Origin of the sequence: Shewanella sp. NKUCC05_KAH (assembly GCF_019345585.1) — a bacterium.
In the GTDB taxonomy this organism is placed as follows: Bacteria; Pseudomonadota; Gammaproteobacteria; order Enterobacterales; family Shewanellaceae; genus Shewanella; species Shewanella oncorhynchi.
On record NZ_JAHKQZ010000016.1, the window covers coordinates 105,866 to 132,397 of the forward strand.

General features: G+C 45.1%; 21 protein-coding genes and 1 pseudogene. 16 read left to right on the forward strand and 6 right to left on the reverse strand.

What is annotated here, in order from left to right; genetic code table 11:
• Positions 1 to 72 precede the first annotated feature (72 nt).
• The 9 genes and pseudogenes from prfC to deoD all read left to right on the forward strand — a co-directional run bounded on the left by prfC (position 73) and on the right by deoD (position 10,116).
• Positions 73 to 1,653 (forward strand): peptide chain release factor 3, encoded by a 1,581-nt coding sequence (prfC, locus tag KO533_RS15155; protein ID WP_105251704.1) that lies wholly within the window; start codon positions 73 to 75, stop codon positions 1,651 to 1,653.
• A gap of 91 nt (positions 1,654 to 1,744) precedes the next feature.
• A complete protein-coding gene (locus tag KO533_RS15160) occupies positions 1,745 to 1,948 on the forward strand; it encodes a hypothetical protein (protein WP_219254928.1) in 204 nt (67 codons plus the stop codon).
• Between the two features lie 10 nt (positions 1,949 to 1,958).
• Positions 1,959 to 2,723: pseudogene (locus tag KO533_RS15165) on the forward strand (TatD family hydrolase).
• A gap of 176 nt (positions 2,724 to 2,899) precedes the next feature.
• Positions 2,900 to 4,195, forward strand: coding sequence for a NupC/NupG family nucleoside CNT transporter (locus KO533_RS15170; protein ID WP_131523244.1), 1,296 nt, complete (start codon positions 2,900 to 2,902; stop codon positions 4,193 to 4,195).
• Between the two features lie 347 nt (positions 4,196 to 4,542).
• Positions 4,543 to 5,382 carry an outer membrane protein OmpK gene (locus tag KO533_RS15175; RefSeq protein ID WP_113939307.1) on the forward strand — a complete coding sequence of 280 codons (840 nt, stop codon included), beginning with the start codon at positions 4,543 to 4,545 and terminating at the stop codon, positions 5,380 to 5,382.
• 421 nt (positions 5,383 to 5,803) lie between these two features.
• Complete coding sequence (gene deoC, locus KO533_RS15180; RefSeq protein WP_006086931.1) at positions 5,804 to 6,574, forward strand: deoxyribose-phosphate aldolase; 771 nt, start codon at positions 5,804 to 5,806, stop codon at positions 6,572 to 6,574.
• A gap of 184 nt (positions 6,575 to 6,758) precedes the next feature.
• Positions 6,759 to 8,090 carry a thymidine phosphorylase gene (deoA, locus tag KO533_RS15185; RefSeq protein WP_173243376.1) on the forward strand — a complete coding sequence of 444 codons (1,332 nt, stop codon included), beginning with the start codon at positions 6,759 to 6,761 and terminating at the stop codon, positions 8,088 to 8,090.
• A 9-nt stretch (positions 8,091 to 8,099) separates the two neighbouring features.
• Positions 8,100 to 9,314 (forward strand): phosphopentomutase, encoded by a 1,215-nt coding sequence (locus KO533_RS15190; protein WP_028761437.1) that lies wholly within the window; start codon positions 8,100 to 8,102, stop codon positions 9,312 to 9,314.
• Between the two features lie 91 nt (positions 9,315 to 9,405).
• Positions 9,406 to 10,116 carry a purine-nucleoside phosphorylase gene (gene deoD, locus KO533_RS15195; protein ID WP_113939310.1) on the forward strand — a complete coding sequence of 237 codons (711 nt, stop codon included), beginning with the start codon at positions 9,406 to 9,408 and terminating at the stop codon, positions 10,114 to 10,116.
• 189 nt (positions 10,117 to 10,305) lie between these two features.
• On the opposite strand, the gene KO533_RS15200 is transcribed toward deoD, so the two are convergent.
• Complete coding sequence (locus KO533_RS15200) at positions 10,306 to 11,340, reverse strand: AhpA/YtjB family protein (protein ID WP_173248578.1); 1,035 nt, start codon at positions 11,338 to 11,340, stop codon at positions 10,306 to 10,308.
• Positions 11,341 to 11,419: 79 nt separating this feature from the next.
• Here KO533_RS15200 and serB point away from each other — a divergent pair, with 79 nt between their 5' ends.
• Positions 11,420 to 12,400, forward strand: a complete 981-nt coding sequence (gene serB / locus KO533_RS15205) for a phosphoserine phosphatase SerB (RefSeq protein WP_219254930.1) — start codon at positions 11,420 to 11,422, stop codon at positions 12,398 to 12,400.
• A 115-nt stretch (positions 12,401 to 12,515) separates the two neighbouring features.
• Positions 12,516 to 13,502, forward strand: coding sequence for an alpha/beta hydrolase (locus KO533_RS15210; RefSeq protein ID WP_173243381.1), 987 nt, complete (start codon positions 12,516 to 12,518; stop codon positions 13,500 to 13,502).
• On the opposite strand, the gene KO533_RS15215 is transcribed toward KO533_RS15210, so the two are convergent.
• Positions 13,499 to 15,880: a PilZ domain-containing protein gene (locus KO533_RS15215; RefSeq protein ID WP_173243384.1), complete on the reverse strand. Its 2,382-nt coding sequence runs from the start codon at positions 15,878 to 15,880 to the stop codon at positions 13,499 to 13,501. The two genes, KO533_RS15210 and KO533_RS15215, sit on opposite strands and share 4 nt — an antisense overlap.
• A gap of 100 nt (positions 15,881 to 15,980) precedes the next feature.
• Between KO533_RS15215 and radA the strand changes: the two genes are divergently transcribed.
• Positions 15,981 to 17,345: a DNA repair protein RadA gene (gene radA / locus KO533_RS15220; RefSeq protein ID WP_006082696.1), complete on the forward strand. Its 1,365-nt coding sequence runs from the start codon at positions 15,981 to 15,983 to the stop codon at positions 17,343 to 17,345.
• An 81-nt stretch (positions 17,346 to 17,426) separates the two neighbouring features.
• On the opposite strand, the gene KO533_RS15225 is transcribed toward radA, so the two are convergent.
• Complete coding sequence (locus KO533_RS15225; RefSeq protein ID WP_173243387.1) at positions 17,427 to 17,798, reverse strand: PilZ domain-containing protein; 372 nt, start codon at positions 17,796 to 17,798, stop codon at positions 17,427 to 17,429.
• Between the two features lie 692 nt (positions 17,799 to 18,490).
• On the opposite strand from KO533_RS15225, the gene KO533_RS15230 reads away from it, so the two are divergent.
• Positions 18,491 to 19,843, forward strand: a complete 1,353-nt coding sequence (locus KO533_RS15230) for an NCS2 family permease (RefSeq protein ID WP_105251716.1) — start codon at positions 18,491 to 18,493, stop codon at positions 19,841 to 19,843.
• Positions 19,844 to 19,905: 62 nt separating this feature from the next.
• Here KO533_RS15230 and KO533_RS15235 read toward each other — a convergent pair whose 3' ends face one another.
• The 3 genes from KO533_RS15235 to KO533_RS15245 all read right to left on the reverse strand — a co-directional run bounded on the left by KO533_RS15235 (position 19,906) and on the right by KO533_RS15245 (position 23,462).
• The gene (locus KO533_RS15235) at positions 19,906 to 20,337 is read right to left on the reverse strand and encodes a CBS domain-containing protein (protein WP_113939315.1); all 432 of its coding nucleotides are present in this window, start codon (positions 20,335 to 20,337) and stop codon (positions 19,906 to 19,908) included.
• A gap of 115 nt (positions 20,338 to 20,452) precedes the next feature.
• Positions 20,453 to 22,345: a lysophospholipid acyltransferase family protein gene (locus KO533_RS15240; RefSeq protein ID WP_219254941.1), complete on the reverse strand. Its 1,893-nt coding sequence runs from the start codon at positions 22,343 to 22,345 to the stop codon at positions 20,453 to 20,455.
• Positions 22,346 to 22,370: 25 nt separating this feature from the next.
• Entirely contained in the window at positions 22,371 to 23,462 is a 1,092-nt protein-coding gene (locus KO533_RS15245) for a UDP-2,3-diacylglucosamine diphosphatase (protein WP_219254932.1), read from the reverse strand.
• A gap of 761 nt (positions 23,463 to 24,223) precedes the next feature.
• Between KO533_RS15245 and KO533_RS15250 the strand changes: the two genes are divergently transcribed.
• From KO533_RS15250 to KO533_RS15260, 3 genes are all read left to right on the forward strand, one after another.
• On the forward strand, positions 24,224 to 24,556 hold the full coding sequence (locus KO533_RS15250) for a hypothetical protein (protein WP_219254933.1): 333 nt from the start codon (positions 24,224 to 24,226) through the stop codon (positions 24,554 to 24,556).
• Between the two features lie 85 nt (positions 24,557 to 24,641).
• Positions 24,642 to 24,989 carry a hypothetical protein gene (locus KO533_RS15255; protein WP_219254934.1) on the forward strand — a complete coding sequence of 116 codons (348 nt, stop codon included), beginning with the start codon at positions 24,642 to 24,644 and terminating at the stop codon, positions 24,987 to 24,989.
• 119 nt (positions 24,990 to 25,108) lie between these two features.
• Positions 25,109 to 25,738 (forward strand): hypothetical protein, encoded by a 630-nt coding sequence (locus KO533_RS15260; protein ID WP_219254935.1) that lies wholly within the window; start codon positions 25,109 to 25,111, stop codon positions 25,736 to 25,738.
• Positions 25,739 to 26,532: the final 794 nt, after the last annotated feature.

Consider the following 26,532-nt stretch of genomic DNA (forward strand, 5'->3'; position numbering starts at 1 on the left):
CTTTGCCTAGCCAAGCTCGAACTGAGGCGCTATAATTTGCGCCTTTTTAGCGATACAAGTGCATAGGTTAACATGTCAGGCAATAAAGTAGAGGTCGATAAACGTCGCACCTTCGCGATCATATCGCACCCCGACGCGGGTAAAACAACCATTACCGAAAAAGTGCTGTTATTCGGAAACGCTTTGCAGAAAGCGGGTACGGTTAAAGGCAAAAAATCGGGTCAGCATGCTAAGTCTGACTGGATGGAAATGGAGAAAGACCGTGGTATTTCTATTACTACGTCTGTCATGCAATTCCCCTATGGTGGCGCCCTTGTTAACCTACTCGATACGCCTGGTCACGAAGACTTCTCTGAAGATACTTATCGTACTCTGACGGCCGTTGACTCATGTTTGATGGTGATCGACTCAGCTAAGGGTGTTGAAGACCGTACGATCAAGTTGATGGAAGTGACACGTCTGCGTGATACGCCGATTGTGACCTTTATGAATAAACTCGACCGCGATATCCGTGATCCTATTGATCTGATGGATGAAGTCGAAAGCGTGCTGAATATTGCCTGTGCACCTATTACTTGGCCTATTGGCAGCGGTAAAGAGTTCAAAGGTATTTACCACATACTGCGTGATGAAGTGGTCTTGTATCAAGGCGGTATGGGACACACGATCCAAGAGCGTCGTGTAATTAAAGGCATTAATAATCCTGATCTTGAGAAAGCGATTGGCAGTTATGCCGCTGATTTGCGCAATGAGATGGAATTAGTTCGCGGCGCGTCGCATGAATTTGACCATGCAGCTTTCTTGAAAGGCGAGTTGACGCCAGTGTTCTTCGGTACTGCGCTAGGTAACTTTGGTGTGGACCATATTCTTGACGGCATCGTCGAGTGGGCACCTAAGCCATTACCGCGCGAAAGCGATACACGCGTTATCATGCCTGATGAAGAAAAATTCACCGGTTTCGTGTTCAAGATCCAAGCAAACATGGATCCAAAACACCGTGACCGTGTCGCCTTTATGCGTGTGTGTTCTGGCCGTTACGAGCAAGGCATGAAAATGCACCATGTGCGTATTGGTAAAGATGTTAACGTTAGCGATGCATTGACCTTTATGGCGGGCGATCGTGAGCGTGCTGAAGAAGCTTACCCAGGCGATATCATCGGTTTACATAACCATGGCACTATCCGTATTGGCGATACGTTTACCCAAGGTGAAAAATTCCGTTTCACTGGCGTACCTAACTTCGCTCCTGAAATGTTCCGCCGTATTCGTTTGCGCGATCCGCTTAAACAGAAGCAACTCTTAAAAGGCTTAGTACAGTTATCTGAAGAAGGTGCTGTACAAGTATTCCGCCCAATTGATACTAACGATTTGATTGTTGGCGCTGTGGGTGTACTGCAGTTTGAAGTGGTTGTTGGTCGTCTGAAGAGTGAATATAACGTCGAAGCTATTTACGAAGGTATTAGCGTGTCGACAGCTCGCTGGGTTTATTGTAAGGATGAGCGTAAGCTTGAAGAGTTCCGCCGTAAGTGTAGCCAAAACTTGGCTCTCGATGGTGGCGATAACTTAACCTATATTGCACCAACTATGGTTAACCTTAATCTTTCGATGGAAAGATATCCTGATATTGAGTTTGCGAAAACCCGCGAACATTAATAGGGTTCGGTCTAGAATAGTGGTTGAAATGGCGGTGAATTCACCGCCATTTTTGTATCTAATGAAAACTAAAAATCGGTTCTGGATGTGAATGATGGCGAATTGGATCACAAAAACATGGCAGGCTTATATTCATTGGTGCGACCGAATGGGGCTGACACCTGAAAATCGTCGCTGTTGCATGCCGCGCCTTGAAGATCCTCCATTAGCGGTAAAATGCGCTAAAGCTTTAGTGGTTGACGAAACTGTATCGCCACCCGAACCTCATTCAATTGGTAAATCGACCACAGAGTGAGGAATTTACTGTGATTGATACCCACGCCCATTTGGATTTTGCTGAGTTTGATGTTGACCGCGACGATGTGGTGTTGCGAATGCACAGTGTTGGCGTAGATAATCTGATTATTCCCGGTGTGTCCCCGCAGCACTGGCACAAACAGCTCGCCGTTGCCGAACAATACCAAACTTATTTTGCCCTTGGTATTCATCCTTGGTTTTGTCCAGAGGATGTTGATGCTGGGATCTTAGCATTAACATCTCAAGTTTCGGCGTTACTAGAATGTCCTCGCTTTGTTGCTATTGGTGAATGTGGCTTAGATAAGCTCTATTCCTCAACGTGGCCTCAGCAGCTCGCATTTTTTGAGGCACAATTAGCTTTAGCTAAGTCCGTTAATCTGCCAGTTATTATTCATAGCGTAAAAGCACATTCAGAGGTTTGAGGGTGTTTGAAAAAGCATCAATTGCCTAGAGGCGGTGTGATACATGCTTTTTCTGGCAGTACTGAAATTGCACAGGAATATATCAAATTAGGTTTTAAGCTGGGAATTGGTGGTTTGATTATGAACCCTAATGCCAAAAAATTGCTCAAAACTGTCAGCGAATTACCACTTCAGCACTTCATACTTGAGACTGACTCTCCTGCAATGGCACCGATAAATGTTACTGAAAAACGTAACCAGCCCGCTAACCTTGTTCTTTTTATAGACAAAATTGCCAATTTGCAAAAAAAATCAAGTGTTCTAATATCAGAACACTTGATGTTGAATGCAATGCAACTGTTTGACCTTTAGCTGTTTTTAAATAAACAGGTGTAGGTCGCACTAGCATTCTGCACTAAGCGATTGAAATTAAACTCCAAAAATATGATCAAAACGACGATTTTCGACTTTGCCTCGGGTATAATCTGACTCGGAAATAGGTTGATTAACAACATAATTAAAAAGTGTTAACAATAGGGTGATGGTTAATGGATATATTAATGAGTTTAGTAGGGGTGGTCACCCTACTTGCGATAGGTTTCCTCCTATCGAATAACAAAAAAGCAATTAATTTACGTACAGTGGGTGGCGCGTTAGCTATCCAAGCTGCCTTCGGTGGTTTTGTACTGTATGTTCCAGTTGGTAAAGACATTCTGAAAGGGATGTCTGATGCGGTTTCTAGCGTTATTGGTTACGCACAAAACGGTATCGGTTTCCTGTTTGGTGATTTAGCTAACTTCAAACTTGGCTTTATCTTCGCAGTTAACGTGTTACCCGTTATTGTGTTCTTCTCTTCTCTGATTGCGGTTCTATATTACTTAGGCGTTATGCAGTGGATCATCCGTATCATCGGTGGTGGTTTACAAAAGGCATTGGGCACAAGCCGTACTGAATCTATGTCAGCAACTGCTAACATCTTCGTTGGTCAGACTGAAGCCCCATTAGTGGTTCGCCCATTCATTCCAACTATGACGCAGTCTGAACTGTTTGCGATCATGGTGGGTGGTTTGGCATCAATCGCGGGTTCAGTATTGGCTGGTTACGCGCAGATGGGTGTACCTATCGAATACTTAGTTGCCGCTTCATTCATGGCAGCACCAGGTGGTCTATTAATGGCTAAACTGATGCACCCTGAAACTGAAGCTGCTAAAAATGACATGAGCGATTTACCAGAAGATCCTGACAAACCAGCTAACGTATTAGACGCCGCTGCTGCAGGTGCTTCATCTGGTATGCATTTAGCCTTAAACGTAGGCGCTATGTTGTTAGCCTTCGTTGGTTTGATCGCTATGGTCAACGGCATTATTGGTGGTGTGGGTGGTTGGTTTGGCGTTGAAGGTTTAACACTTGAACTGATCCTTGGCTATGTGTTTATGCCATTAGCCTTCCTTATCGGTGTGCCTTGGAATGAAGCATTAGTAGCAGGTTCTTTCATCGGTCAAAAGATCATTGTTAACGAATTCGTTGCTTACTTAAACTTTGCTCCATATATCTCTGATGCTGCCACTACTTGTACAGCGGTTGCTGCTGAAGTTGTTAAAGGCCTGCCGTTATGCGTTGCTGAAACTCAAGCTGTGATGACTCATAGAACACAAGCGATTATTTCGTTTGCTCTGTGTGGTTTCGCTAACTTGTCTTCAATCGCGATTTTGCTTGGTGGTTTAGGTGCTATGGCTCCTAACCGTCGTCATGATTTAGCTACAATGGGTATTCGTGCGGTTATCGCCGGCTCTTTAGCTAACTTAATGAGCGCAACACTTGCTGGTTTGTTCTTAGCTATCTAAGTAACAACAGCAGGGGGAAACCCCACTAACTGGGTCCTGACCATGCAGGGCAGGGCCTAAGTTAATTCAACCATTTTCCAGTAGTGATTCCTGTAGTGAATAGTTTCTCCAATTGAAAGACACAGAATGCAACTGAAGTGTAGCTGTCATTCTGTCTTAAATGTCGTGAGTCTACGGTTACGTTAATTAATCGTAATGCAGAAGTCGCGACTTTGTTCACAATTAAGAATTTTGTGTTTGTGATTTTACGCTAGATTATTGAGATTTTTTTTAATCTAGGTAGAATGCGAACGCCACAAAAAGAACGCTACCCTCGATGGTAGCAAACAAGATAAATGGGGTTGATGATGAAAAACGTTAAAACTTTAGCTTTAGCCGCTACTGCAGTAGCAGCAATCTCTGGTAACGCATTTGCTGCTGATCGTACTGATCTTCACGGTACTGATTATAAGTGGATGCAGTTCAACGCTATGTACTCTATTGGTGAAAAGCCAGATAACCCAGCAACAGGCGATCAACACAACTATTTAGAAATGGAATTCGGCGGTCGTTCTGGCGTATTCGATCTATACGGTTATGTTGACGTATTCAACTTAGCAAACCAATCAAGCAGCAACGGTGACAAGAACCCAGGTTCTGGCACAAGCAAAATTTTCATGAAGTTTGCTCCACGTGTGTCTATCGATGCTTTGACTGGTAAAGACTTATCTTTTGGCCCAGTTCAAGAAGTTTACTTCTCTACTCTGTTCAACTGGGACGGTCTGAATGGTGAAGGCGTTAACTCTTCATTCTGGGGTGTTGGTGCTGATGTAAACGTGCCTTGGTTAGGCAAAACAGGTATGAACCTATATGGTTTCTACGACCTGAATGCTAAAGAGTGGAACGGATATCAGTTCTCTGCTAACTGGTTCAAACCTTTCTACTTCTTTGATAACAAGAGCTTCCTGTCATTCCAAGGTTACATCGATTATCAATTCGGTGCAGATGAAGACCAAGCTGCTTTCGTACCAAAAACGTCAAACGGTGGTAACATCTTCTTCGGCCTATACTGGCATTCAGATCGTTATGCTCTGGGCTATGGCTTGAAAGGCTTCAAAGACGTTTATCTGTTAGAAGATGGTGCTGGTGCTCTAGCTCTAGAATCAACAGGTTGGTCACACTACCTGTCAGCAACTTACAAGTTCTAATCTCTTGTAATTATTGCTTGTTGGAGCCGCATTATGCGGCTCCATCTTTAGTTTTACCATGAGTCTTTATCTAAGCCTATTAGGCTAACAAGTGGGTTTATATAAAGGTTTGTGTTTTTCTCGCGCTAAAATGGATTTTTCGCGGAAAAGTAGGAGCAAGATTTTATTCGTATCCTCTCTTCCGGTCTTCAAGGATTCAAGTCGTGGTCACTTATAAGTTATTTTAAGTGTCAGGATGCCTATTGCTCTTTATGACTTAGGCAAGATTGAATACCTACAACAAGGTAGTTTGTACAAGCAAATTACTCGGCACCGCCTGAAGGCCCGGCCATATAAAAATAATCAAAATAATGCCACCTCTCAAGCGTTGCTTTTATGCGACTGATTTCTATTCATTTAATTTTTATTTTGGAGAGCTATTATGACTGATTTAAAAAAAGCCGCACAACGCGCCATTGAGTTGATGGACTTAACGACTTTGAATGATGACGACACAGATCAAAAAGTGATCGACCTGTGCCACAAAGCGAAAACGGCTGCGGGCAATACTGCCGCTATCTGCATTTACCCACGTTTCATCCCGATTGCACGCAAGACGTTAGATGAAATCGGTGCTGAAGATATCCAAATCGCCACTGTGACTAACTTCCCCCATGGCAATGATGACATTGCCATTGCTGTGCTAGAAACTCGCGCAGCTGTTGCCTATGGTGCCGACGAAGTTGACGTGGTATTCCCATACCGCGCACTGATGGAAGGCAATGAAACAATTGGTTTTGAATTAGTTAAAGCCTGTAAAGAAGCCTGTGGTGAAGTCTTGTTAAAAGTCATCATCGAATCTGGCGTGTTAGCTGATCCTGCACTTATCCGTCGTGCATCTGAGCTTTCAATCGATGCAGGTGCTGACTTTATTAAAACCTCTACTGGTAAAGTGCCTGTAAACGCCACACTTGAAGCAGCTGAAATCATGTTAACTGTGATCAGCGAGAAGAATACCCAAGTAGGCTTCAAGCCTGCCGGTGGTGTGCGTGATGCTGCACAAGCGGCTGAGTTTCTCGGTGTTGCTGAGCGTATTTTAGGTGCTGACTGGGTTTCACCACGTACCTTTAGATTTGGTGCTTCAAGTTTACTAAACAGCTTGTTACACACACTAGAATTAGCTGATGCGCCTAAGCCGACTCAAGGCTATTAATTGCAAACTATCGCTGATTAATACTATCAGCGTATAGCGAGCCTAATTAAGTGTGACCTAAATCTATTTGGCAAACTCAAAACTTCGATAGTATGAACTTGTAATATTGCTACAGTTTTGATGTTTCATTGCAAAGATAAGCACTAGCGACAGGGTTGTTAGTGCCTATCTTGGAGGCAGTATCATGTTTCTAGCTCAAGAGATTATTCGTAAAAAACGTAATGGTTTAGCGCTAAGTTCCGCAGAAATACAGTTTTTTGTTCAAGGTATCACTACTAACGCAGTGTCCGAAGGTCAGATTGCCGCATTAGGCATGGCTGTGTACTTTAATGACATGAATATGGATGAAAGAATCGCTTTAACGACAGCGATGCGTGATTCTGGCACTGTACTTAATTGGCAATCATTGGGACTCAATGGCCCTGTTATCGACAAACACAGCACTGGCGGTGTGGGCGATGTGATTAGCCTTATGCTTGGCCCTATGGCTGCGGCTTGTGGTGGTTATGTGCCTATGATTTCTGGGCGTGGCCTAGGTCATACGGGCGGCACGCTCGATAAGTTTGATGCCATTCCGGGTTATCAAACTGAGCCATCAAGTGAATTGTTCCGTAAAGTGGTTAAAGAAGTCGGTGTGGCGATTATTGGCCAAACAGGCGATCTCGTTCCTGCCGACAAACGTTTCTATTCTATCCGCGATAATACCGCCACCGTTGAATCCATTTCCCTCATCACAGCGTCGATTCTGTCTAAGAAATTAGCCTGTAATTTAGATGCACTAGCGATGGATGTGAAAGTCGGTAGTGGTGCTTTCATGCCAACCTATGAAGCATCGGAAGAATTAGCTCGCAGTATTGCCGCTGTTGCTAATGGTGCGGGCACTAAAACGACAGCTTTGCTTACTGATATGAATCAAGTGCTTGCATCTTGCGCTGGTAACGCGGTTGAAGTGAAAGAAGCCATCGACTTTTTAACGGGGGCTTACCGTAATCCGCGTTTATATGAAGTCACTATGGGTCTTTGCGCTGAGATGTTGCTTCTGGGCGGTCTTGCAAGCAATGAAGCCGACGCTCGCGCTAAACTGAATCGTGTGCTCGATAATGGTCGCGCTGCAGAACTTTTTGGCAAGATGGTGTCGGGTCTTGGTGGTCCAGTCGATTTTGTTGAAAACTACAGTAAATACCTACCGCAATCACAAATTATTCGTCCAGTTTTTGCCGATATGCAAGGTTATGCCTATAGCATGGATACCCGTGAATTAGGTTTAGCGGTTGTGACCTTAGGTGGCGGCCGCCGTAAGCCCGGTGATGCACTAGACTATAGTGTTGGCTTAACTCAAGTGTGTGCTTTAGGCGATAAAGTAGATTCATCGACTCCGATTGCCGTTATCCATGCACAGTCTGAAGCCGCCTTCGCGGAAGCTGAACTTGCGGTGAAAAAAGCGATTCACATTGGTGAAACCGCTCCAGAAAAAACACCTGAGATCTATGCCTATATTCGTGCATCGGATCTTTAAGGAAGAATTATGAAACGTACCATTATTATGATGTTGGACTCCTTTGGAGTTGGTGCTTCTGCTGATGCAGCAAGCTTTGGTGATGTCGGTTCCGATACCTTTGGTCATATTGCTAAAGCATGCGCCGAAGGCAAAGCCGATATTGGCCGTGAAGGCCCGCTGAAATTACCTAACTTAGCGCGCTTAGGTTTAGGCCATGCGGCGATGGAAAGTACTGGCGCCTTTGCTTCCGGTTTTGGCGATAATGTTGAGCTGATTGGTGCTTATGGTCATGCACAAGAGTTAAGTTCGGGTAAGGATACGCCGAGCGGTCACTGGGAGATGGCGGGCGTGCCCGTACTATTCGAGTGGGGTTATTTCAGCGAGCACCAAAATTCTTTCCCTAAAGAACTGACGGATAAGATCTTAGCCCGTGCAGGTCTGGATGGATTCTTAGGTAATTGCCATGCCTCAGGTACAACCATTTTAGAAGAGTTAGGCGAAGAGCACATGCGCTCTGGCAAGCCTATTTTCTACACCTCTGCTGATTCAGTATTCCAAATCGCTTGTCATGAAGAAACCTTCGGTTTAGACAATCTCTATCGTCTTTGCGAAATAACCCGTGAAGAGTTAGAGCCTTACAACATAGGTCGCGTCATTGCCCGTCCATTTGATGGTACTGGTCCAAGTGATTTTGCCCGTACCGGCAATCGTAAGGATTATTCGCTCGCGCCACCTGCAAAAACTGTACTCGATAAGCTGAAAGAGGCTGGCGGTGAAGTGGTGAGTGTAGGCAAGATTGCCGACATTTATGCTTACTGTGGTATCACTAAAAAAGTGAAGGCGAACGGCTTAGAAGCACTTTTCGATGCGACCTTAGCTGAAGTGAAATCTGCGGGTGATAACACTATAGTGTTTACTAACTTCGTTGATTTCGACTCTCACTACGGTCATCGCCGTGATGTTGCTGGCTATGCCAAAGGGCTGGAATATTTCGATGCCCGTTTGCCTGAAATGCTCGCATTATTAGGTGAAGACGATCTGCTGATTTTAACGGCGGATCACGGTTGCGATCCAACATGGCAAGGCACGGATCATACCCGTGAATATGTGCCAGTATTAGCCTTTGGCGCTGGATTGAAAGCGGGATCGCTGGGTCGTCGTAACAGCTTTGCCGATATCGGCCAATCTATTGCGAGCCACTTTAAGCTTGAACCTATGGCCTATGGCGAATCGTTCCTTTAGGCAAATTAGCATTTATTTCGATTTGGCGGCTGACATTTGCCGCCAGTAAACAAAGACTTAAGTCTTAATAAAATAAACAGGGGTTATTTCGATGGCAACACCACACATTAATGCTGTAGAGGGCGCATTCGCTGAGACAATGCTGTTTCCAGGCGATCCATTACGTGCAAAATATATTGCTGAAACATTCTTAGAAAATGTTGAGCAAGTGACTGATGTTCGAAACATGCTAGGTTTTACTGGTACTTACAAAGGTAAGCGTATTTCAGTAATGGGTTCTGGCATGGGTATTCCTTCATGCTCTATCTATGCAACTGAATTAATTCGTGATTACGGCGTTAAGAACCTGATCCGTGTGGGTACTTGTGGTGCGATCAGCACTGACGTTAAAGTACGTGACGTGATCATCGGTATGGGTGCATGTACTGACTCAGCGGTTAACCGTTTACGTTTTAAAGGCCAAGATTTTGCCGCTATCGCTAACTATGAGCTGATGAATGCGGTTATCGAATCTGCGAAAGCTCGTGGCACTAAAGTTCGCGTAGGTAACATTTTCTCTGCGGACCTGTTCTACACTCCTGATCCACAAATGTTTGACGTGATGGAGAAGATGGGCGTATTAGGCGTTGAAATGGAAGCGGCTGGTTTGTACGGCGTTGCCCATGAGTTTGGCGCACGTGCCCTGTGCGTTGTGACTGTATCTGATCATATCCGCACCGGTGAAAAGACTTCTGCAGAAGAACGTCAAACCACATTCAATGACATGATCATCATGACATTAGAAGCGGCGATTACACTGTAACTGTTACGCTGTAAGAGTGTGCTACTGAAAAGGGTTCGCAATGCGAACCCTTTTTTATGCCAATTTTTAGCGGCTGTTCTATTCGACTTTGTTATTAATGGTTTGGTTATTAGAAATTACTTGTTTATGGCTTATCTAGAGCTTAGCTATCAATAGATTAGTGATTTACCTTATCTATCGAAATAGAGATTAACCTGTTGAATCTGTGTCGAGATCACTTGGTTCACTGGGTGTTTTTGGCGTCGAGGTTTCGGCCGCAGCGGCTGTTGCTTTAGTCGCGTGTTTTACCCGACGGACACTTTTCACTTTAGGTTTAACCTTAACAGGTACCGCTTGTTCCGCATCGTTTGCCGCGTTTTCAACGGCTGTATTATCCTGTAATTCCAATGATTTTTCTGACGTTTTTTCGGCCTTAGTTTGCACACTGGTCTGAGTGAGCTTATCGGTATTTGCCTCTGTCACTGCTTTTGGCGCCTTAGTGGGTTTAGCCGCTTTTTCTTGTGGATGATCAGTGGTCGACACCAGTTGATCTTCGGTTAGCACTTGCGCCAAACCATTATTAACACTTTCTGATTGCTCTTCAGCTGAGGATCGTTTCTTAGGTTTTTTTGGCGCTTGACGCAACTTAACCCGAAAGCGGCGGCGGTCGAAGTCGGCACGTTTGAAAGACAAAGAGCGTGAAAGCAACATACCAATCAAGCCTGCAACCAGCAGCATGATTTGTTGTTGCTCCATGTTTAAATTATGGGCTTCTTTGATTTCGTTGAAAAATAACTTGGTATCAAGCCTGACTTCGACATAACCTAGATTTTTCCCTTCTTGGATCACGGGCTCTACATAGGGAGGATATTTGCTTAGCAGCAAATTCATTTCTTCCGAGTCAGGATCAACTACATCCTTAGTGATGCTTTGAGCGAAGGATAGCCGCATGCCTTGGTCACTGAAGATGGCGGCGGACATCACCTTAGGATCTTCCACTAAAGCGCTGGCGAGCCATTGCAACTGTTCGTCATTTTGCAGTTGTAGCGCGGGTGCGGCACCATAAGCGGTTTGCTGTACCAGTAATCTGGCCATCTTTTGAGTTTGGGACTTTAGAAGCAACTGACCTTGTAGTAGGCTTGTCTGCCACAATTGCACTAAGCCGAATATTAAGGCGAAGGCGGCGGCAATTTGGATCAGTCTACTGATTTTATGGCTTTTCTTTAGCCCTTTAAGATATAACACTTTGACCCTTAAAATGTAGAGCGCTTGCCTAATCATAATTGATTCTGAGTGAGCCCGATAGTTGGAGAATTTAAGTCCGATGGAAAGCTTGAACCAAGATGCGCTTTTTTTGTGGTTAGTCTCTGACCATTCCCCAAGGTTTGAACGCCAAGGGCAAGTGTTTGAACGTTATCAAGAGTCAGCAAAACCCGCTGGTGTTTCACGTGTGCGAATTATTTATCAAGATGCCGTGGTAGAGGCGACAATATCGGCATGGATAGCGCAATTGCCTCAGTCTAACGTTATCGGTATCGCCCATATCGAACGCCAAGTTGGCTTACATTGCATCGAGTTGGCACTGGTAAATTTGCCTTCTCAGGCGCAGTTAGCGGCATTCCCGCAGTCTTTAGCTGAACTGCATGTCATCAATTTTGATTTGCCTCGCTTGAATCATCCCGGCTTATTAGTGATGGACATGGATTCCACGGCGATTCAGATTGAATGCATTGATGAATTAGCTGCTATGGCGGGCGTTGGCGAGCGCGTGGCGGCGATTACTGAACGTGCTATGCAAGGTGAGCTAGATTTTGAGCAGAGTCTGCGTCAGCGTGTGGCACAGCTTAAGGGCGCCGATGCCAGTATTATCACGACCTTGTGCGACAACTTGCCTTTGATGCCTGGGCTTGAGCCTATGCTTTTAGAGCTTAAATCCCATGGCTGGCGTTTAGTGGTGGCATCTGGCGGCTTTACGCCTTTTGTTGGCCATTTAAGGCAGCTTCTAAACTTAGATGCGGCCTTTGCTAATGAGTTAGTGATCACTGACGGTAAACTTGCGGGTGAAGTAACAGGTAAAGTTGTGGATGCGCAGTTTAAAGCAGATGTGGTTGAGCGTTGCAGTGAGCAGTGGCAAATTCCAAAAGGCCAAAGAGTCGCGATCGGCGATGGCGCGAATGATATTCCTATGGTGATGGCAGCGGATTTTGGTATCGCTTTCCATGCCAAACCTAAGCTGGCAGCGGCGGCGGATGCCAATATTCGCCATCTCGACCTGCGGGTTCTACCTTATCTGCTACAAATCTAGGTTATTCATTTATTTAAATATAAGTCTGGATAGAGACTGAGTTAGAGCAATGACTCTTGTCTTTTATTGATGAGCTGGTAGTTTAGGGATATTGATAAACTACCAGTGACTTATTTTGACTCAGCTCGCCCAAGGCTCAATTTCGACCATTTCACAGTCTTCAATCTACCTGCCGTACCGCGATGGTCAACTGCATCTACGCCAGTTATTACCGGCTGCGCCTGATTTTTCTAAGACGCCTATCCTCATGCTCCATGGTGCTATGTCTAACGGTCGGGTGTTTTATAGCCAGAGTGGCCGTGGTCTTGGTTGTTATTTAGCGAAGGCGGGATTTGTGGTGTATGTGCTGGATACTGCAGGAAGAGGGCTCAGCTTGCCTAAAATCGATCGTGATTTTACCTTAGGGCAGGGTGAAGTGATCCGCGAGCAGTTACCTTTAGTGCAGCAGGCGATTCTCGATTTACATCAAAAAGTCTGCCAAGAGCAGACGGCTCGTAAAGCCGTTGCGCCTTTGCAGGTGCATTGGTGCGCCCATTCATGGGGCGGTGTGTTGATGGCGAGTAGTTTGGCCCGATATCCTGATTTGCAGCAAAGCGTTCGTTCACTGCTTACTTTCGGTAGCAAACGGACAATTCGGGTTAAGTCCTTCAAGAAGTGGTTAATGGTTGATGTTTTTTGGAACCGTTTAGCGCCAGGTTTAGCGATGGGCCAAGGTTACCTCGCCGCCGATAAGCTGCGCATTGGTATGGACAATGAAAGTCGCGCCTCATTAGTTCAAAGTATCGATTGGGTGCGGGGTGATTGGATCGATCACGATGATGGGTTTGATTATGCGAAAGCGGCAAAGCGCGCTCATTGGCCACCGGCTTGGTTTATCTCAGGGCAAAACGATACTGTGTTGGGGCATCCAGAAGATGTGGCGGATATGGTCGTAGAGTGTGGTTTTAAACGGGTTAAATCGACGCTTCTCTCTAAGGATAATGGCTTTAAGCATGACTATGGCCATGCAGATATGCTGACGCATTTAGATGCCACCAGCGATCATTTTCCTAAGATAAAGGATTGGTATTTAAGTTTTGATCTGGCGGTATTGAACAATTAAGACTGCTTTTTATGCAGTACTGGGTATCTTAATTCGACTTCTTGGGTAATATCTAACAGTTCGCCGACACCAATCACACGCCATAACTGTTCTTCTAACTGCTTAGCTTTATGGTTTGCATGAATATTAATGTATTCCAATTCACGGCGTAGGTAGTTCATGTCAGGCTTCTCTGTCGCGCCGCGATAAATGCGTAGGGCGAGGAACCTGCCTAGTGCTTTGCTCTGATTGATAAAGGTTATCTGTGCTTCGACATCACCGATTTCAGTTGCAAGAGTGCACTTTAAAAAGATTTTTCCGCGAGATTGACGAATTAACTGAATAAACACTTCAATAAAATCCATGTCCTGTTGGGGTTTCATTTGACGGATAGGTTCGAGAATATCTCGCTTAAAAAAACCGTCTTTTAGCAGTGGCGCTAAATTATATTGCAGAGTATCTGAGGTGCCCGCGGCAAAAATATCGCTGATCTCATCCTGTTGTGTACCAACGCCTAAACAAGCGACTTGGGCAGATTTTGTCGTTTTTTCAACAAAATAGGGCACAGAATGTAAATCATGCATCAAAATATTTTTTAAACCATCGGCAAGTTCTTTGATTTCACTATTGTTTTCGGTGAGTTGCTCTAATTTTTCTTTGTTATGGGCAATAAGTTTATTTAAAAATTCGACCCCAACATGGGGCGTATGGCCCATAACGGCGGTTAAATGCAAGGTTACACCATTCTTGCGGGTACGCACTAAGCGGTAGGGAAGGTTATCTAGCTGTGTTTTGCCTGCAATGGTTTGGAGCTTTGGGAAGCTTAATAGTAGTGGTTTATTTGATGAAAAATCTGCAGGATTATCCAAGGTTAATTGCATGCCTCGGCTTGAAATATCTAAAGTAATGCCCGTGGCTTTGTGCTTGTCTTGAGTCACATTGACTAAGGTTTTAAAGGCGAAACGCGCTTCTTGGCGTCGCTCGCTAAACTGCATGGAAACTAACTTAATTTGATTGGTGGTCAGTCTTTGTTGACCAAAGGTTTTTAGGGCGTTGGCATTACTGTCGTCTTGCCAAGCTTTGTAATGGCCTCTGGTATCTTCGTTGCTGATTTCGATGAGCTGAAGCAAATGGCTAAATTGTGATAATTGTTGTTCGACCAATGGGCTAAATTTTGCTTCATCTCCGGGGAGGGTCGCACGTCGATAACCCTTATCATGATAAATTTTATCTTGGGTGACTTTGAAGATCCGCCAGCTGGGCTTGGTCGATGCAAAGCCTAAAAATAAAGGCATCATGCCCTTAGCTTTAAGCTCTGCTAAGGTGGCAGAGTAAAAATATAAGCAACCTTGGGCATTATAGGTAAAGCTAAAAAATAGCCCATGGTCGGGATTTTCAGGATGATTAAGTAGCTCAGATAAACGGCTTGGTGTCAGCATAGCTGGTAACTGGCTCACATCATTTTCATCTTGAAAATAATGCACTATCTGCTGGTTATCTCGGCTGAGTAGCATGTGGCTCAAACCTTGAGTTTGAGTATTGAAATATAAAGGTAAGTGCGGTAAATGGGGTAAATAATGGCGCTCAAATCCAAGCCCTGTTGCTGTGACTATCACATCATTCACATCTACTTTGTAACGCAGTTTGTAGCCGCGGATTAAATTGCCAAGCATTTCACTTAAGGCTTCGCTGCCCCCAATACGCTTGAGTCTTAACCAAATATATTCGCCATTGGTTTGGCTATCGACAACCTCATAGTCAACACCGAGCTGGAGATCGGGATAGTAAAACTCTTCACTGAGTTCCAGTAACTTTATTTTTAGGGGATGGTCGAGATCGAAGGGATGGTTAGCTGCAAGGCGAATACGGGCACCACCTACGGATAAATCTGCAGTTATCCCTTGTACTTCACCACGGCCGGTTTGCGATGCTGCGATGCGAATACTGTAATTCATCCGCTCTTCTGTGCGGTTGAAATAACTGCCTAATACCACGCCGGGCACCATAAAAGGCTCTGACTCAGCGGCCTCTACCTGCGTGACACCTTGGCGTAACTTTAACCGACGTTGTTGGTGAGCATTGAGTACATACTCGTATACTCCCAAGGTATATTGGTTGCGAAACAGTGACATGGCCTCATGCATACTGTTTTTGGCGGGTTCATCTAAAAAATGTCGCTGTTGACCTAACATCACTTCAACACAAGGAAGCTCAGATTTATCCCTGAGATCGATAATTCGCGTGCATGGTGAAGCCAAACGACTGAGTTCCATTTTCACTAGAAAACGGGTCGAATTGGTTTCATCTATCGTCAGCTGCTGGAAAATCTCTTGGAAGTTAGGTTCCATGAGCAATGGCTTGAGCTGTTCGATGAGTGCACTATGGTTATCTAGACTCATGTAGGGTTCTTTTTAATGCTTATTTTGTATTGGGCTGTTAGTCTTATGTCGGCAGTATTCGCAGTTACTTAAATTGATTTTATACAGATTTTAATGAGTTATGGCAAAGAATAAAACGGCGTACGTATGTAATGAGTGTGGACAAGACTTTCCCCGTTGGCAAGGGCAGTGTAGCGCTTGTCAGGAATGGAATACGATCACTGAGGTGAGGCTCGGTGCAGCTTCGCCTGGGCGCAGCACTAAGTTTGTCGGTTATGCCGGAGCAAGCAGCAATGAAGTGAAGACATTAGATCAAATCGATCTCAATGCCTTACCGCGGATCTTGAGTCATTTTGGCGAATTAGATCGAGTGCTCGGTGGTGGGATTGTACCAGGTTCTGCCATTTTGATAGGCGGACATCCAGGCGCAGGTAAGAGTACGCTTTTATTGCAAACTCTGTGTCATTTGGCCGAGCAAATGCCTGCACTTTATGTCACGGGTGAAGAATCGTTGCAGCAGGTAGCGATGCGCGCCCATCGCCTTGGTTTACCAACCAATAAATTGCGGATGTTGTCTGAAACCAGCGTCGAGCAAATTTGCGAAGTTGCCCTTAAAGAATTGCCGAAAGTCATCGTCGTTGACTCGATTCAAGTGATGCACATGAGTGATGTGGCATCGAGCCCTGGCAGTGTGTCGCAGGTGCGTGAATCCGCTTCTTACTTAACCCGTTTTGCGAAAGAAAATGGCATTGCCGTGATTATGGTCGGCCATGTGACCAAAGATGGCAGTTTGGCTGGGCCCAAGGTATTGGAACATTGTATCGACTGCTCTGTGATGTTCGAAGGGGATAGCGATAGTCGTTACCGCACCTTGCGCTCCCATAAAAATCGTTTTGGCGCGATCAATGAATTAGGCGTATTTGCCATGACCGAGCGTGGCTTAAAGGAAGTCGCCAATCCTTCGGCAATCTTCCTCTCTCGTGGTGAAGAAGAATCATCTGGCTCGCTTGTCATGGTGGTTTGGGAAGGCACGCGGCCCTTGTTGGTGGAGCTGCAAGTGCTGGTGGATAACTCAGCCATGTCTAACCCGCGCCGCGTGGCTGTGGGTATGGATGCAAACCGTTTGGCCATGTTGCTTGCCGTAATGCACCGCCATGGTGGTTTGCAGATGTCGGATCAGGATGTGTTTGTTAACGTGGTGGGCGGCGTGAAAGTAACGGAAACCAGTGCCGACTTAACCTTGCTGCTTGCAATGGTATCGAGTTTTCGCGGTGATATTTTGCCTAGCGATTTAGTTGCCTTTGGTGAGGTCGGGCTGTCCGGCGAAATTCGGCCTGTGCCTAATGGGCAAGAGCGATTAATCGAAGCCGCTAAGCATGGCTTTAAGCGAGCAATAGTGCCCAAGGCCAATGTGCCGAAAAAGCCTCCAGCTGGGATGGAAGTGGTGGGTGTTTCTAAGTTATCTGAAGCGCTAGAAGCGATTTAGCATCAAATGCTCGCGAGTGAGATTAACACCTGCAAGCAAAACAGCGCCATTAGGCGCTGTTTGTGTTTGTGAGCGAGTGTCTTAATCTGTGATATTGTGTTTTTCGATAAACAACATAAGTTCACGATTCAGCAAAGAAGCATCACCTAGGTTCAGTTCCACCATACGTTTTAGGTGGCTGATACTATCAACATCGATAAAGTTACACTTCAAACCTAATTGGGCATTTTTTTGATGGACCAACTCAGTTTCCATACGGATCTCAATGTCAGATTCTGGTAAGGCAAAACTGAGGGTAATAGCATCACCCGAATTAATAAAATTTTGCGGTTCTTCAACCAAGGCGCCATTTAGACTCAAATCGAGAATGGTCGTCTCCCACTGTGCACCACCTTGTTGTAGATGTGCGCTCGTGGCAAATAGAATCCGCGAAAACTTACGCCTTTCGTCCATACCCAATCCTTTTTCTTTCATAGTCAGCTAAGTGTAGTCCCATCAGTGCCTCTAAGCATAAGTCATATTGATGTGACTGTAAAAGCAGAGTAATTTTTTGTTCAATAAAGCTACCAAGATCGCATATTCACGCAGGTGGTGTGAATGACGAGGTGTTCGTTACAGAAAGCGTAAGTGTGGCTTCTTAAACAACAACCACTGAAACGTTAATACGCCAAGTATCAATACACAGTATCAAGGTTTGGTTGACTTGCCATATTCTAATATTGGGAGACGAAGGAAGGGTGAAGTTAGCGTACGTTTACGCGGCACTGGCAGACTCTTATCGTGATTAATGTGATATTAAGTAGCAGTTATTACATAGGTTTAGGCGTTTTTTTAAACAACAGATTTCAGTTTTTGCCGCTAATTTTTTATCGAAGTGTAGGCGATGTCTTAGCTATCTTTGGGAGATTCCAGTATCATCCGCGGCCAACAACGGCTGCGTCTACATGGTTAATGGCTTTTTAATCATCGCGAGGCATCACTGCTTGCAGATCATGGATTTTTCCCACAGTAGGAAAATGATGTGGATCTCTCACCCAAGTCTGATGGATTTGGGGCTCTAATCTGCCGCAGCCAGCGTCGCCAATTGCGTTTTAGGGTAATTGGTACCGACCCCATTTTAAGAGATCACAAGGTATAACAATATTATGTCTGAGCAATTGAGTTCAACAGCCGTATCCTCTGGTTCGTTTCTGGACCGTTATTTTTCTATTCAACAACGTGGTAGCACTGTTCGCCAAGAAGTGATTGCGGGATTCACAACCTTCCTCGCTATGGTCTACTCAGTGATTGTGGTGCCTAACATGTTAGGCCAAGCGGGATTTGATCCCGGCGCCGTGTTTATCGCCACCTGTTTAATTGCTTCATTTGGTTCTTTGCTCATGGGTTTATGGGCTAACTTACCTATGGCGATTGGCTGCGCTATTTCGCTCACGGCCTTTACTGCGTTTAGCTTAGTCCTAGGTCAGGGAATGTCGATTCCAGTCACCTTAGGCGCTATTTTCCTAATGGGTGTGACGTTCACACTTGTGAGTGTGACAGGTATTCGCCAGTGGGTGCTGGCGAATTTACCAAAGGGCATAGCCCACGGTACAGGCATAGGTATCGGCTTGTTTTTACTTTTGATTGCGACTAACAGTGTGCAGTTGATTGTGGCCAATAGCGCAGGCTTACCTGTGAAGTTAGGCGACATTAACAGCTTACCTGTTATCGCTACCGTTATAGGTTTAGCGGCGACAATTGGTTTAGAGCGCCGCGGTGTACCTGGCGGTATTTTGTTGGTGATTATCGCGCTATCGGTATTTGGTTTAGTGTTCGATCCGAGCGTTAAATACCAAGGTTTGTTCGCCTTGCCTGATTTTACCTCAGAGCATTCACTGATTGGTCAGCTCGATATTATGGGTGCCTTTAATCCTGTGGTATTGCCTATCGTATTAGCGTTAGTGATGACGGCGATTTTCGATGCGACCGGCACTATCCGTGCTGTGGCTGGCCAAGCTAATTTACTCGATAAAGACGACAATATTGTCGGCGGCGGTAAAGCCTTAACTTCAGACTCAGTCAGCAGTATGGTGGCAGGTTTAGTCGGCGGTGCACCAGCGGCTGTGTATATCGAGTCGGCGGCGGGGACTGCAGCGGGCGGTAAGACAGGTTTAACCGCGACTATCGTTGGCGTACTGTTTTTATTGATGATGTTTTTAGCGCCATTAAGCTACTTAGTGCCTGCCTATGCGACAGCGCCTGCTTTGATGTATGTGGGTTTGTTGATGCTGAGTAATGTGGCGAAACTCGATTTTGACGATAAAGTTGATGCCATGTCGGGCTTAACCTGCGCTGTGTTTATCATCTTAAGCTGTAATATCGTTACCGGTATTATGCTGGGTTTTGTGACACTGGTGGTAGGCCGTATTTGCAGTGGCGAATGGCGCAAACTGAAGTTAGGCGTGCTTGCCATCACCTTAGGTTTAGTGGTGTTTTATATGGGTGGCTGGGCGATTTAAGTTAGGCAAACTGAGTGATTTGAACTGAGTTATTGAGAACAGAAGCGAGTGCAGTCTTAGGATTAGCACTCGCTTTGATTTTGTGCCCTGTACTCACAATAGGCACGTAATAAGTCTTTCCAAGTAACAATCCCAACCAATTTACCGTCCTCTAACACGGGTAAGCAGCCTATATTGTTATCTAATAACATGCGGGTCGCCGTGTCTAAATTGATGTGGGGTGCGACAGTAACCGGATTACGCGTCATCACTTGATGCACACGTTTTTGCAGGGTTTCTAAGTCTCTTGCGGTTTCGGCGCTACTGCCCAAGTTCGGGCTAATCGCACGCAATAGATCCCGCTCCGATAACACGCCTTCAAGTTGGTACTCATCGACGACCAACAAGTGATGAAAGCTCGCTTGGTCGAAGATTTCCTTCGCCACAGTTAATCTATCGTCCATTTCAACCGTGACGACTCGGGTACTCATAATATCGGCGATAATGATCGGCATGATGATCCCCTGTTAAGCTTGCGCATCCTAAGATGCGCTCTGTTAATGCGCTGCATTACAGTTACTTATAACAGAGTGGTGCAAGTTTAGCCAACACCCATTACAAAGTTTTAACTCAAAGATCTTGGACCTCTGGCTCATCATCCGCTGTGATTGGCATCCGCTCCGATTCGGGCAAGTGTGCGCCTATGTAGCGTTGATACTTTTTGCCTTTCAGTTTGTGGGTGTCCACCAGCACTAAGCCATCGATACAATCGCCAAAGTCGGCGTCAATACCAAAGGCGAGAAACTTAACCCCATCGGTTTTACACAGTTCACCATATTGTTTGTAGAGCGTAGGTACGGCCGCCCCCATACTCGCGAGCACTTGTTTGAGTTGCTTAAAGTTACTCTGATAATCCTCGGAGAAATACAAGTCATCTAACTTAGCTTTTTGGGATTTAGATAAGCCAAAGGGCGACATGGAAACTGCCATCTGCTGCGCAGGTGCAAATTCCCGCGCATAAAAGTGCACTAGCATTTCCCTAGCACTTCCAGGCAGTTGATTACTGATGGACACAGGGCCAAATAGATAACGATATTCAGGATGCTTGGCGAGATAAGCCCCAATGCCAAACCACAGATAATCTAAACTGCGTTTACCCCAATATTTAGGCTGCACAAAGCTGCGACCGAGTTCTAACCCTTGCTTCACAAAGGGCATAAAGCTGTCGGCGTATTGGAATAGGGATTGGCTGTAGAGTGCGTTGTCGCCATATTTTGCTAAGACTTGCTCACCACTGGCAAAACGATAGGCGCCGATAATTTCAAACTGCTCTTTATCCCACAACACTAAGTGTTGGTAGTAGGAATCGTATTTATCGATATCGCGGCGCTTGCCCGAACCTTCGCCTACGGCGCGAAAGGCAATTTCCCTCAGGCGGCCGATTTCCCGCATGATGGGATTACTGTCGTGGTGTTGGTAGAGATAAATCAACTTTTTATCTTGCGTTTCCCCTAGAAGTTCACATTGTTGCAGTGCCGCTTGCAGTTCACGGCGCGATTCGGGGTGGGCGATAGCGCTCTGGGTGATAAACAGTGGATCTTTATCTTTGCCGATACGATACAAGTGATTTTTAAGCAGTTTTATCTTTGTCTTGAGTGGAAAGTCCATTGAGCGTACGGCTTCATTGGGAATGAGCTCGCCAATGCGGATCGGCATATTACGTTTAGCCTGCTTGAACATTTCCTTCACTAGCAGCAGTGTCGCGAGTGGCTTGTAAATCATAGATGCGCCGTAGAAAGTGGCAGAGTTTTTGGCATCTAAAAATATTGGCAGTAGGGGCGCATTGCAGGAAATTGCCATCTTTAAAAAGCCTGAGTGCCATTGGGTATCACGCACGCCGTTAGGACGCAGGCGCGAGACTTCGCCCGACGGGAAAATCAGCACTGCTCCTTCGTTACGTAGGTGCTGGTGGATTTTTTCTAAATGCTGTTTCGGTGTGCCGCCGGTCATATTGCGTACTGGCAGTAGGATTGAGTGCAGCGGTTCCAGCGCCATCAAGAGTTCATTCGCGACGACTTTTATATCTGGGCGAACTTCACTGATGAGTTTGATGAGCGCTAATGCATCGAGTGAACCTATAGGATGGTTCGCGAATATGACCACTCGGCCTTCACAGGGAATGTTTTCTATCTCGTTGGCGGGCACGGTAAAACTAAAGTCAAAACTCGCCAGCATTTGTTCGACAAAGTCTACGCCCTGTAAATAGGTATATTGACTGGCGATATCGTTGCACTGTTTTTCATTGAGCAGGTAACGCAGCATGGCCTTGGCAGGTTTAGCGAGCCAAGGTTTGTCATTGATCGCTGGTAGATTTTGTTCAACCACATTATCAACGGTAAAAATCATGTTATTCACCTTAAACGGCACAGCATGCTTGTTGTGGCTAAGGTTTCTGTTTAGCGTTTTTTCATTGTATTCCATAGCGTTATGTAATTGATTCATAGTGTTATGTAATTGATTCATAGTGTTATGTAATTGATTCATAGTGTTAGGCAACATCCCTTGGGCGAGTCTCGCCGGTATTTATGTTTGGCATTTGCTGCGCTGCCGTTTTTTGTTGCTTGTCTTTGTGCATCTCAGGCTGCTGTTGTACCAGCGCTATACTGTTGAGAATATCGAGCTTGAGCGTTTGCTCGTTCCAGCGGCAAAGTTGTAATTCGCCGCTTAAGGTTTCTGTGATTAAACTGCAGTTTTCGACCCAGTCACCGTCGTTGGCGTAGATGATCTGCCTCTTTTCAGGGGGACTGAGTGGTGAGTAATATTGGGCGGCTCTGGAGTGAGTCGAGAGTTCGGGCTGATGGATATGACCGCAGATCACACCGTCAACATCAAAGTGCTGGGCATAGTTGAGTACCGCTTGACGGTAATGTTCAATAGCCGCTTGAGCCTTGCCCACTTTGGACTTGATATAACTTGCCAGTGACCAATAGGGATAACCTAAGCGTTCCCGCAAGCTATGGAGATTGCGATTGAGGAACAATAATAGGTCATATAAATGGTCGCCCAATATGGCGTAGAAACGGCCGACACACACATCGGCATCAAACTGATCCCCGTGGAGCATCAAGAGTTTATGGCCGCCAATTCCGTGGTGAATATGTTGGCGGGCAATTTTAATATTCCACAGGCTTAGCTCGGCGTAGGGTTTAATCAGTTCGTCGTGGTTGCCCGGCAGATAAATCACTTGGGTGCCGTTTTGTGCCAGTTCAATGAATTTCTGCAGTACCTTATTGTGGCTATCGGGCCAGTGCAGCTTACGTTTCAACGCCCATAAATCGACTATGTCACCGACCAGATACAAGTGCTGACAACGCACGGTTTCAAGCAAGCTGAGCAGGTAGTCAGCCTTGCAATCCTTACAGCCTAAATGAATATCTGACAACCAGAGGGCGTTAACTGTGATGCTTGCTGTATGGGCTGAAGTTGATGCGGATGGGGTAATAGCGGCACAATTGGATTGATTTGAGGATGTTGGTGCTAATGTTGGCGTTGAGCGATTAAAGATGGGAGGGGAAAGGCTGGGGTCATTTATCTCTCCCCGCGTAGACCTCTCAAGTTTCCTGAAATTAAATCCTGTCATCTCGTATTCACCCCATTAGGCTGTTAACGAATATGAGCTTAGTGGGGGGCTTTGACCGAATGATGAAGTTTAGATGACATGCAGATGACAAAAGGTGAATTAGCCTGGACTGAACCTGCAAGATTCACATCAGGATGTAATTAGATCCGATAGGTTGGTTTAACTTACTTCTGCCCCAAAGCAAGATAACTTTGTTGTCAGTTTGCAGCATGAATTGTCATTGTTTCCCCTGTGACTCGCCGCCCTTGCATTTAACAAGAAGCGTCCCTGAGGGCTCGACGACGGCATCCATGCCGCCAACGGTCACAGTTGCAACAATGCCAATCTTAATTAACACTTCTGCTGTTCGTTTAGCTAAAAAGCTATTGCCCCAAAGTGAGTTAACAAGTTGTCTGTGGTGCAGTTAAAAGCAGACTTTCTAGCCTAAAAATTTTCATCCTTAATAACTCAACTTTTGCAATTCATACCGATGACTAAAGGCTGGATAGGCATACAGTCATATTTAAAAATGATGATTTTTATCCTAACTTTGTGCGCGTTTTCACATTTGACTACAAATAAATATTTTTAAAATCATGCATATATAAACCACATGGATTAGATAATAGGTTTGGAAAACGCGCATGCGCGTTTTTCCAGATGGTGTATTTAGCTGAATGCTGATAAGTTCTTTGCATACAGGTAGTTAACTGTGCGCGTTTTCACTGGTCTAACAAGGTAAACGCGCATGCGCACTAATAAAATGTTAGGCATTCATCATTATGAGTCCATATATCCTACCAGTAGCGCCATTGTCCCAGGTCGTGTTCGTTCATGACTACATTCATTTGGTGTTTCAGGATGCTTGTTTTAGCATTTACAACACAGCTGAACTAAAGCAGGACGGAAATTTGTTACTGCAAGGGCAGTTTGGTTTTTGTGATGCATTGGTAAGTCTTATCGGTTTACCGTTAACATCAGTTTCAAGTCAGCCCTTGTTGTCACTTAGATTTCAAGGTGGGGCGGAGTTTGTTGTTACAGAAGCTTGTAGCGGGCCTGAAGCATGGCAGTACAGTTCACCAAGCTCGCAAACAGTGGTTGTTCAAAATGCCTAACAAAGCAAAGCAGCGGTGCACAGGCAAAAAGCGCCTGTGCTGGACCTCACTATCGTTCGGCCGCTGTTTGCGGCGTTAGGTAACTATGGATAGTACTGCTTCGGAATTCAGAAATTTGAGCCTAGATATTTTGAACTTTATATCGTCTCCGGCAAAACAGAGAGAATTTGCATCAAAAATTGAATACATCGACTATAAAAGCGAATTTGTTTGTTGGTGGTTTGATGATTTAGTTATGGACTCTTTACCTCAAGGAACAGGTTTAATATCTGAAAGTTTCACCGCGGATGAAAAGTTAATCCTCTGGGAGTTCACAAAAATTTTTGAGCAAAATATTGATAGCGACAATCAATCTATTGATGATTTATTAAAAGACACTAAATGGAAAGTTGTTATGGTAGCTGCTCAAGAGACACTAGCAAAAATTGGGTAAAGTCACCTAACAAGGCCATTAAAACGCGGACACAAAACAGCTGGCTTGTGCTCCTTCGTCGCCAAGTATAGCCAGCTATTTTGTGCCGTTTATGGCGGCGTTAGCCATCTAGGAGAATCATGAGAAAAGCCCTGTCATTGATGTTTGGCCTCGCACTTATTATTGGAATGGTTTGGGGGACGTATTGGCTGCTTTCTCAAATCTGGGGCCAATTCAAGTCCTTGGATTCTACAGTTGCGCTAGCTGCGATAACTGCCTTTACGACTGTGTCTGTTTCAACCTTGACGGTTGTATTGGGTAAGTACTATGAGCGGAAAAAAGATATAGAGGCACATTATCGCCAGACTAAAACGGAAATATACGACGAGTTTCTGAAAGAGTTTTTCAAGGTTTTCTACTCAGAGCATGATGAAGATGATGCTGAAGCTAAGAGCCTTGTGGATTTTCTACGAGAATGGCAACGTAAAATGGTTCTGTGGGGCGGTCAAGATGTTTTGCTCAAATACATAAAGTGGATGACCCATCTGAAAAAGGGGAATCCTGATGCTGATTCAATATTCTTAATGGAAGACTTTTTCAGAGAGATTCGGAAAGATCTTGGTCACAAAAATAGCAAACTTGAAAAGGGTACTTTTGCCCATCTCATTTTGCAGAATTCTGAGCTTTTTCTTTCGATGGCAAAGGCTAACCCAAAGGTTACGTTGGCAGATTTAGCGGTAGCAGAGAAGGCACTAAAAGACGATGGCTAACAAGCCGCTCAAATACGTTCCGGCTACAAAAAGCGCCGCCTCCACCGGACTCGCTAACGCTCGCCTTTTAGCGGGGCGATAGCTTGCAAAAGCAAAGTCGGTGTAATTGTGTATTTTCGGTACGTTCGGTGGTTTAACCCGTTCGTTACTTCAACGCCGGTTTTCATGGTTCAACTGGCTTGGCAAGGCGCTTAAAAGTAATTCAAACCGTTGGCGTCTTGCGCCAACGACCCGGGCGGTGGCATGGTGTTTTTATGTTATGCGGCCGCAAGTTTTTAAATTGCACGGCTGGTGTTGTTTGTTGCACGGGTTGCTAACAAGGCGCATCAGTAGCGGCCTGCGGCCGCGGGACGCTGCCCCTGTGCTTATAGTTATGTGTTCGGGAAATTATGACTCCAAGTAATCAGATAGTTTTTAAATCGCTGATAGGCTATGGCTTATTTTTCCTTGTTATTTGGCTTTTTTTAGTTGGCGTCCTTGTGTTTACTGGAGAGGCAAATCCGTCATTCAAAGGACTAAGCATTTCATTTTTCGCACTACAAATACCTACATTGGTACTGGTAATTAAAACCAAAGTAATGCTCAATAAAAAACCAATAAAATGAGATATACGCATAACAAACACCAGCACACCGCGCCTGCGGCGCTGGACTCGCAACAAGTTGCTCGCCTGTGTGGCGGTAGTTATAGGTCAATCATGAAGAAGTGTATTTTTACTCTGTTAGTTATTTCTCTATTTGGTTGCGCTACAAATAAAGAGTCTTTGTCTAGCGACGCTCATGTATTTAACCTAA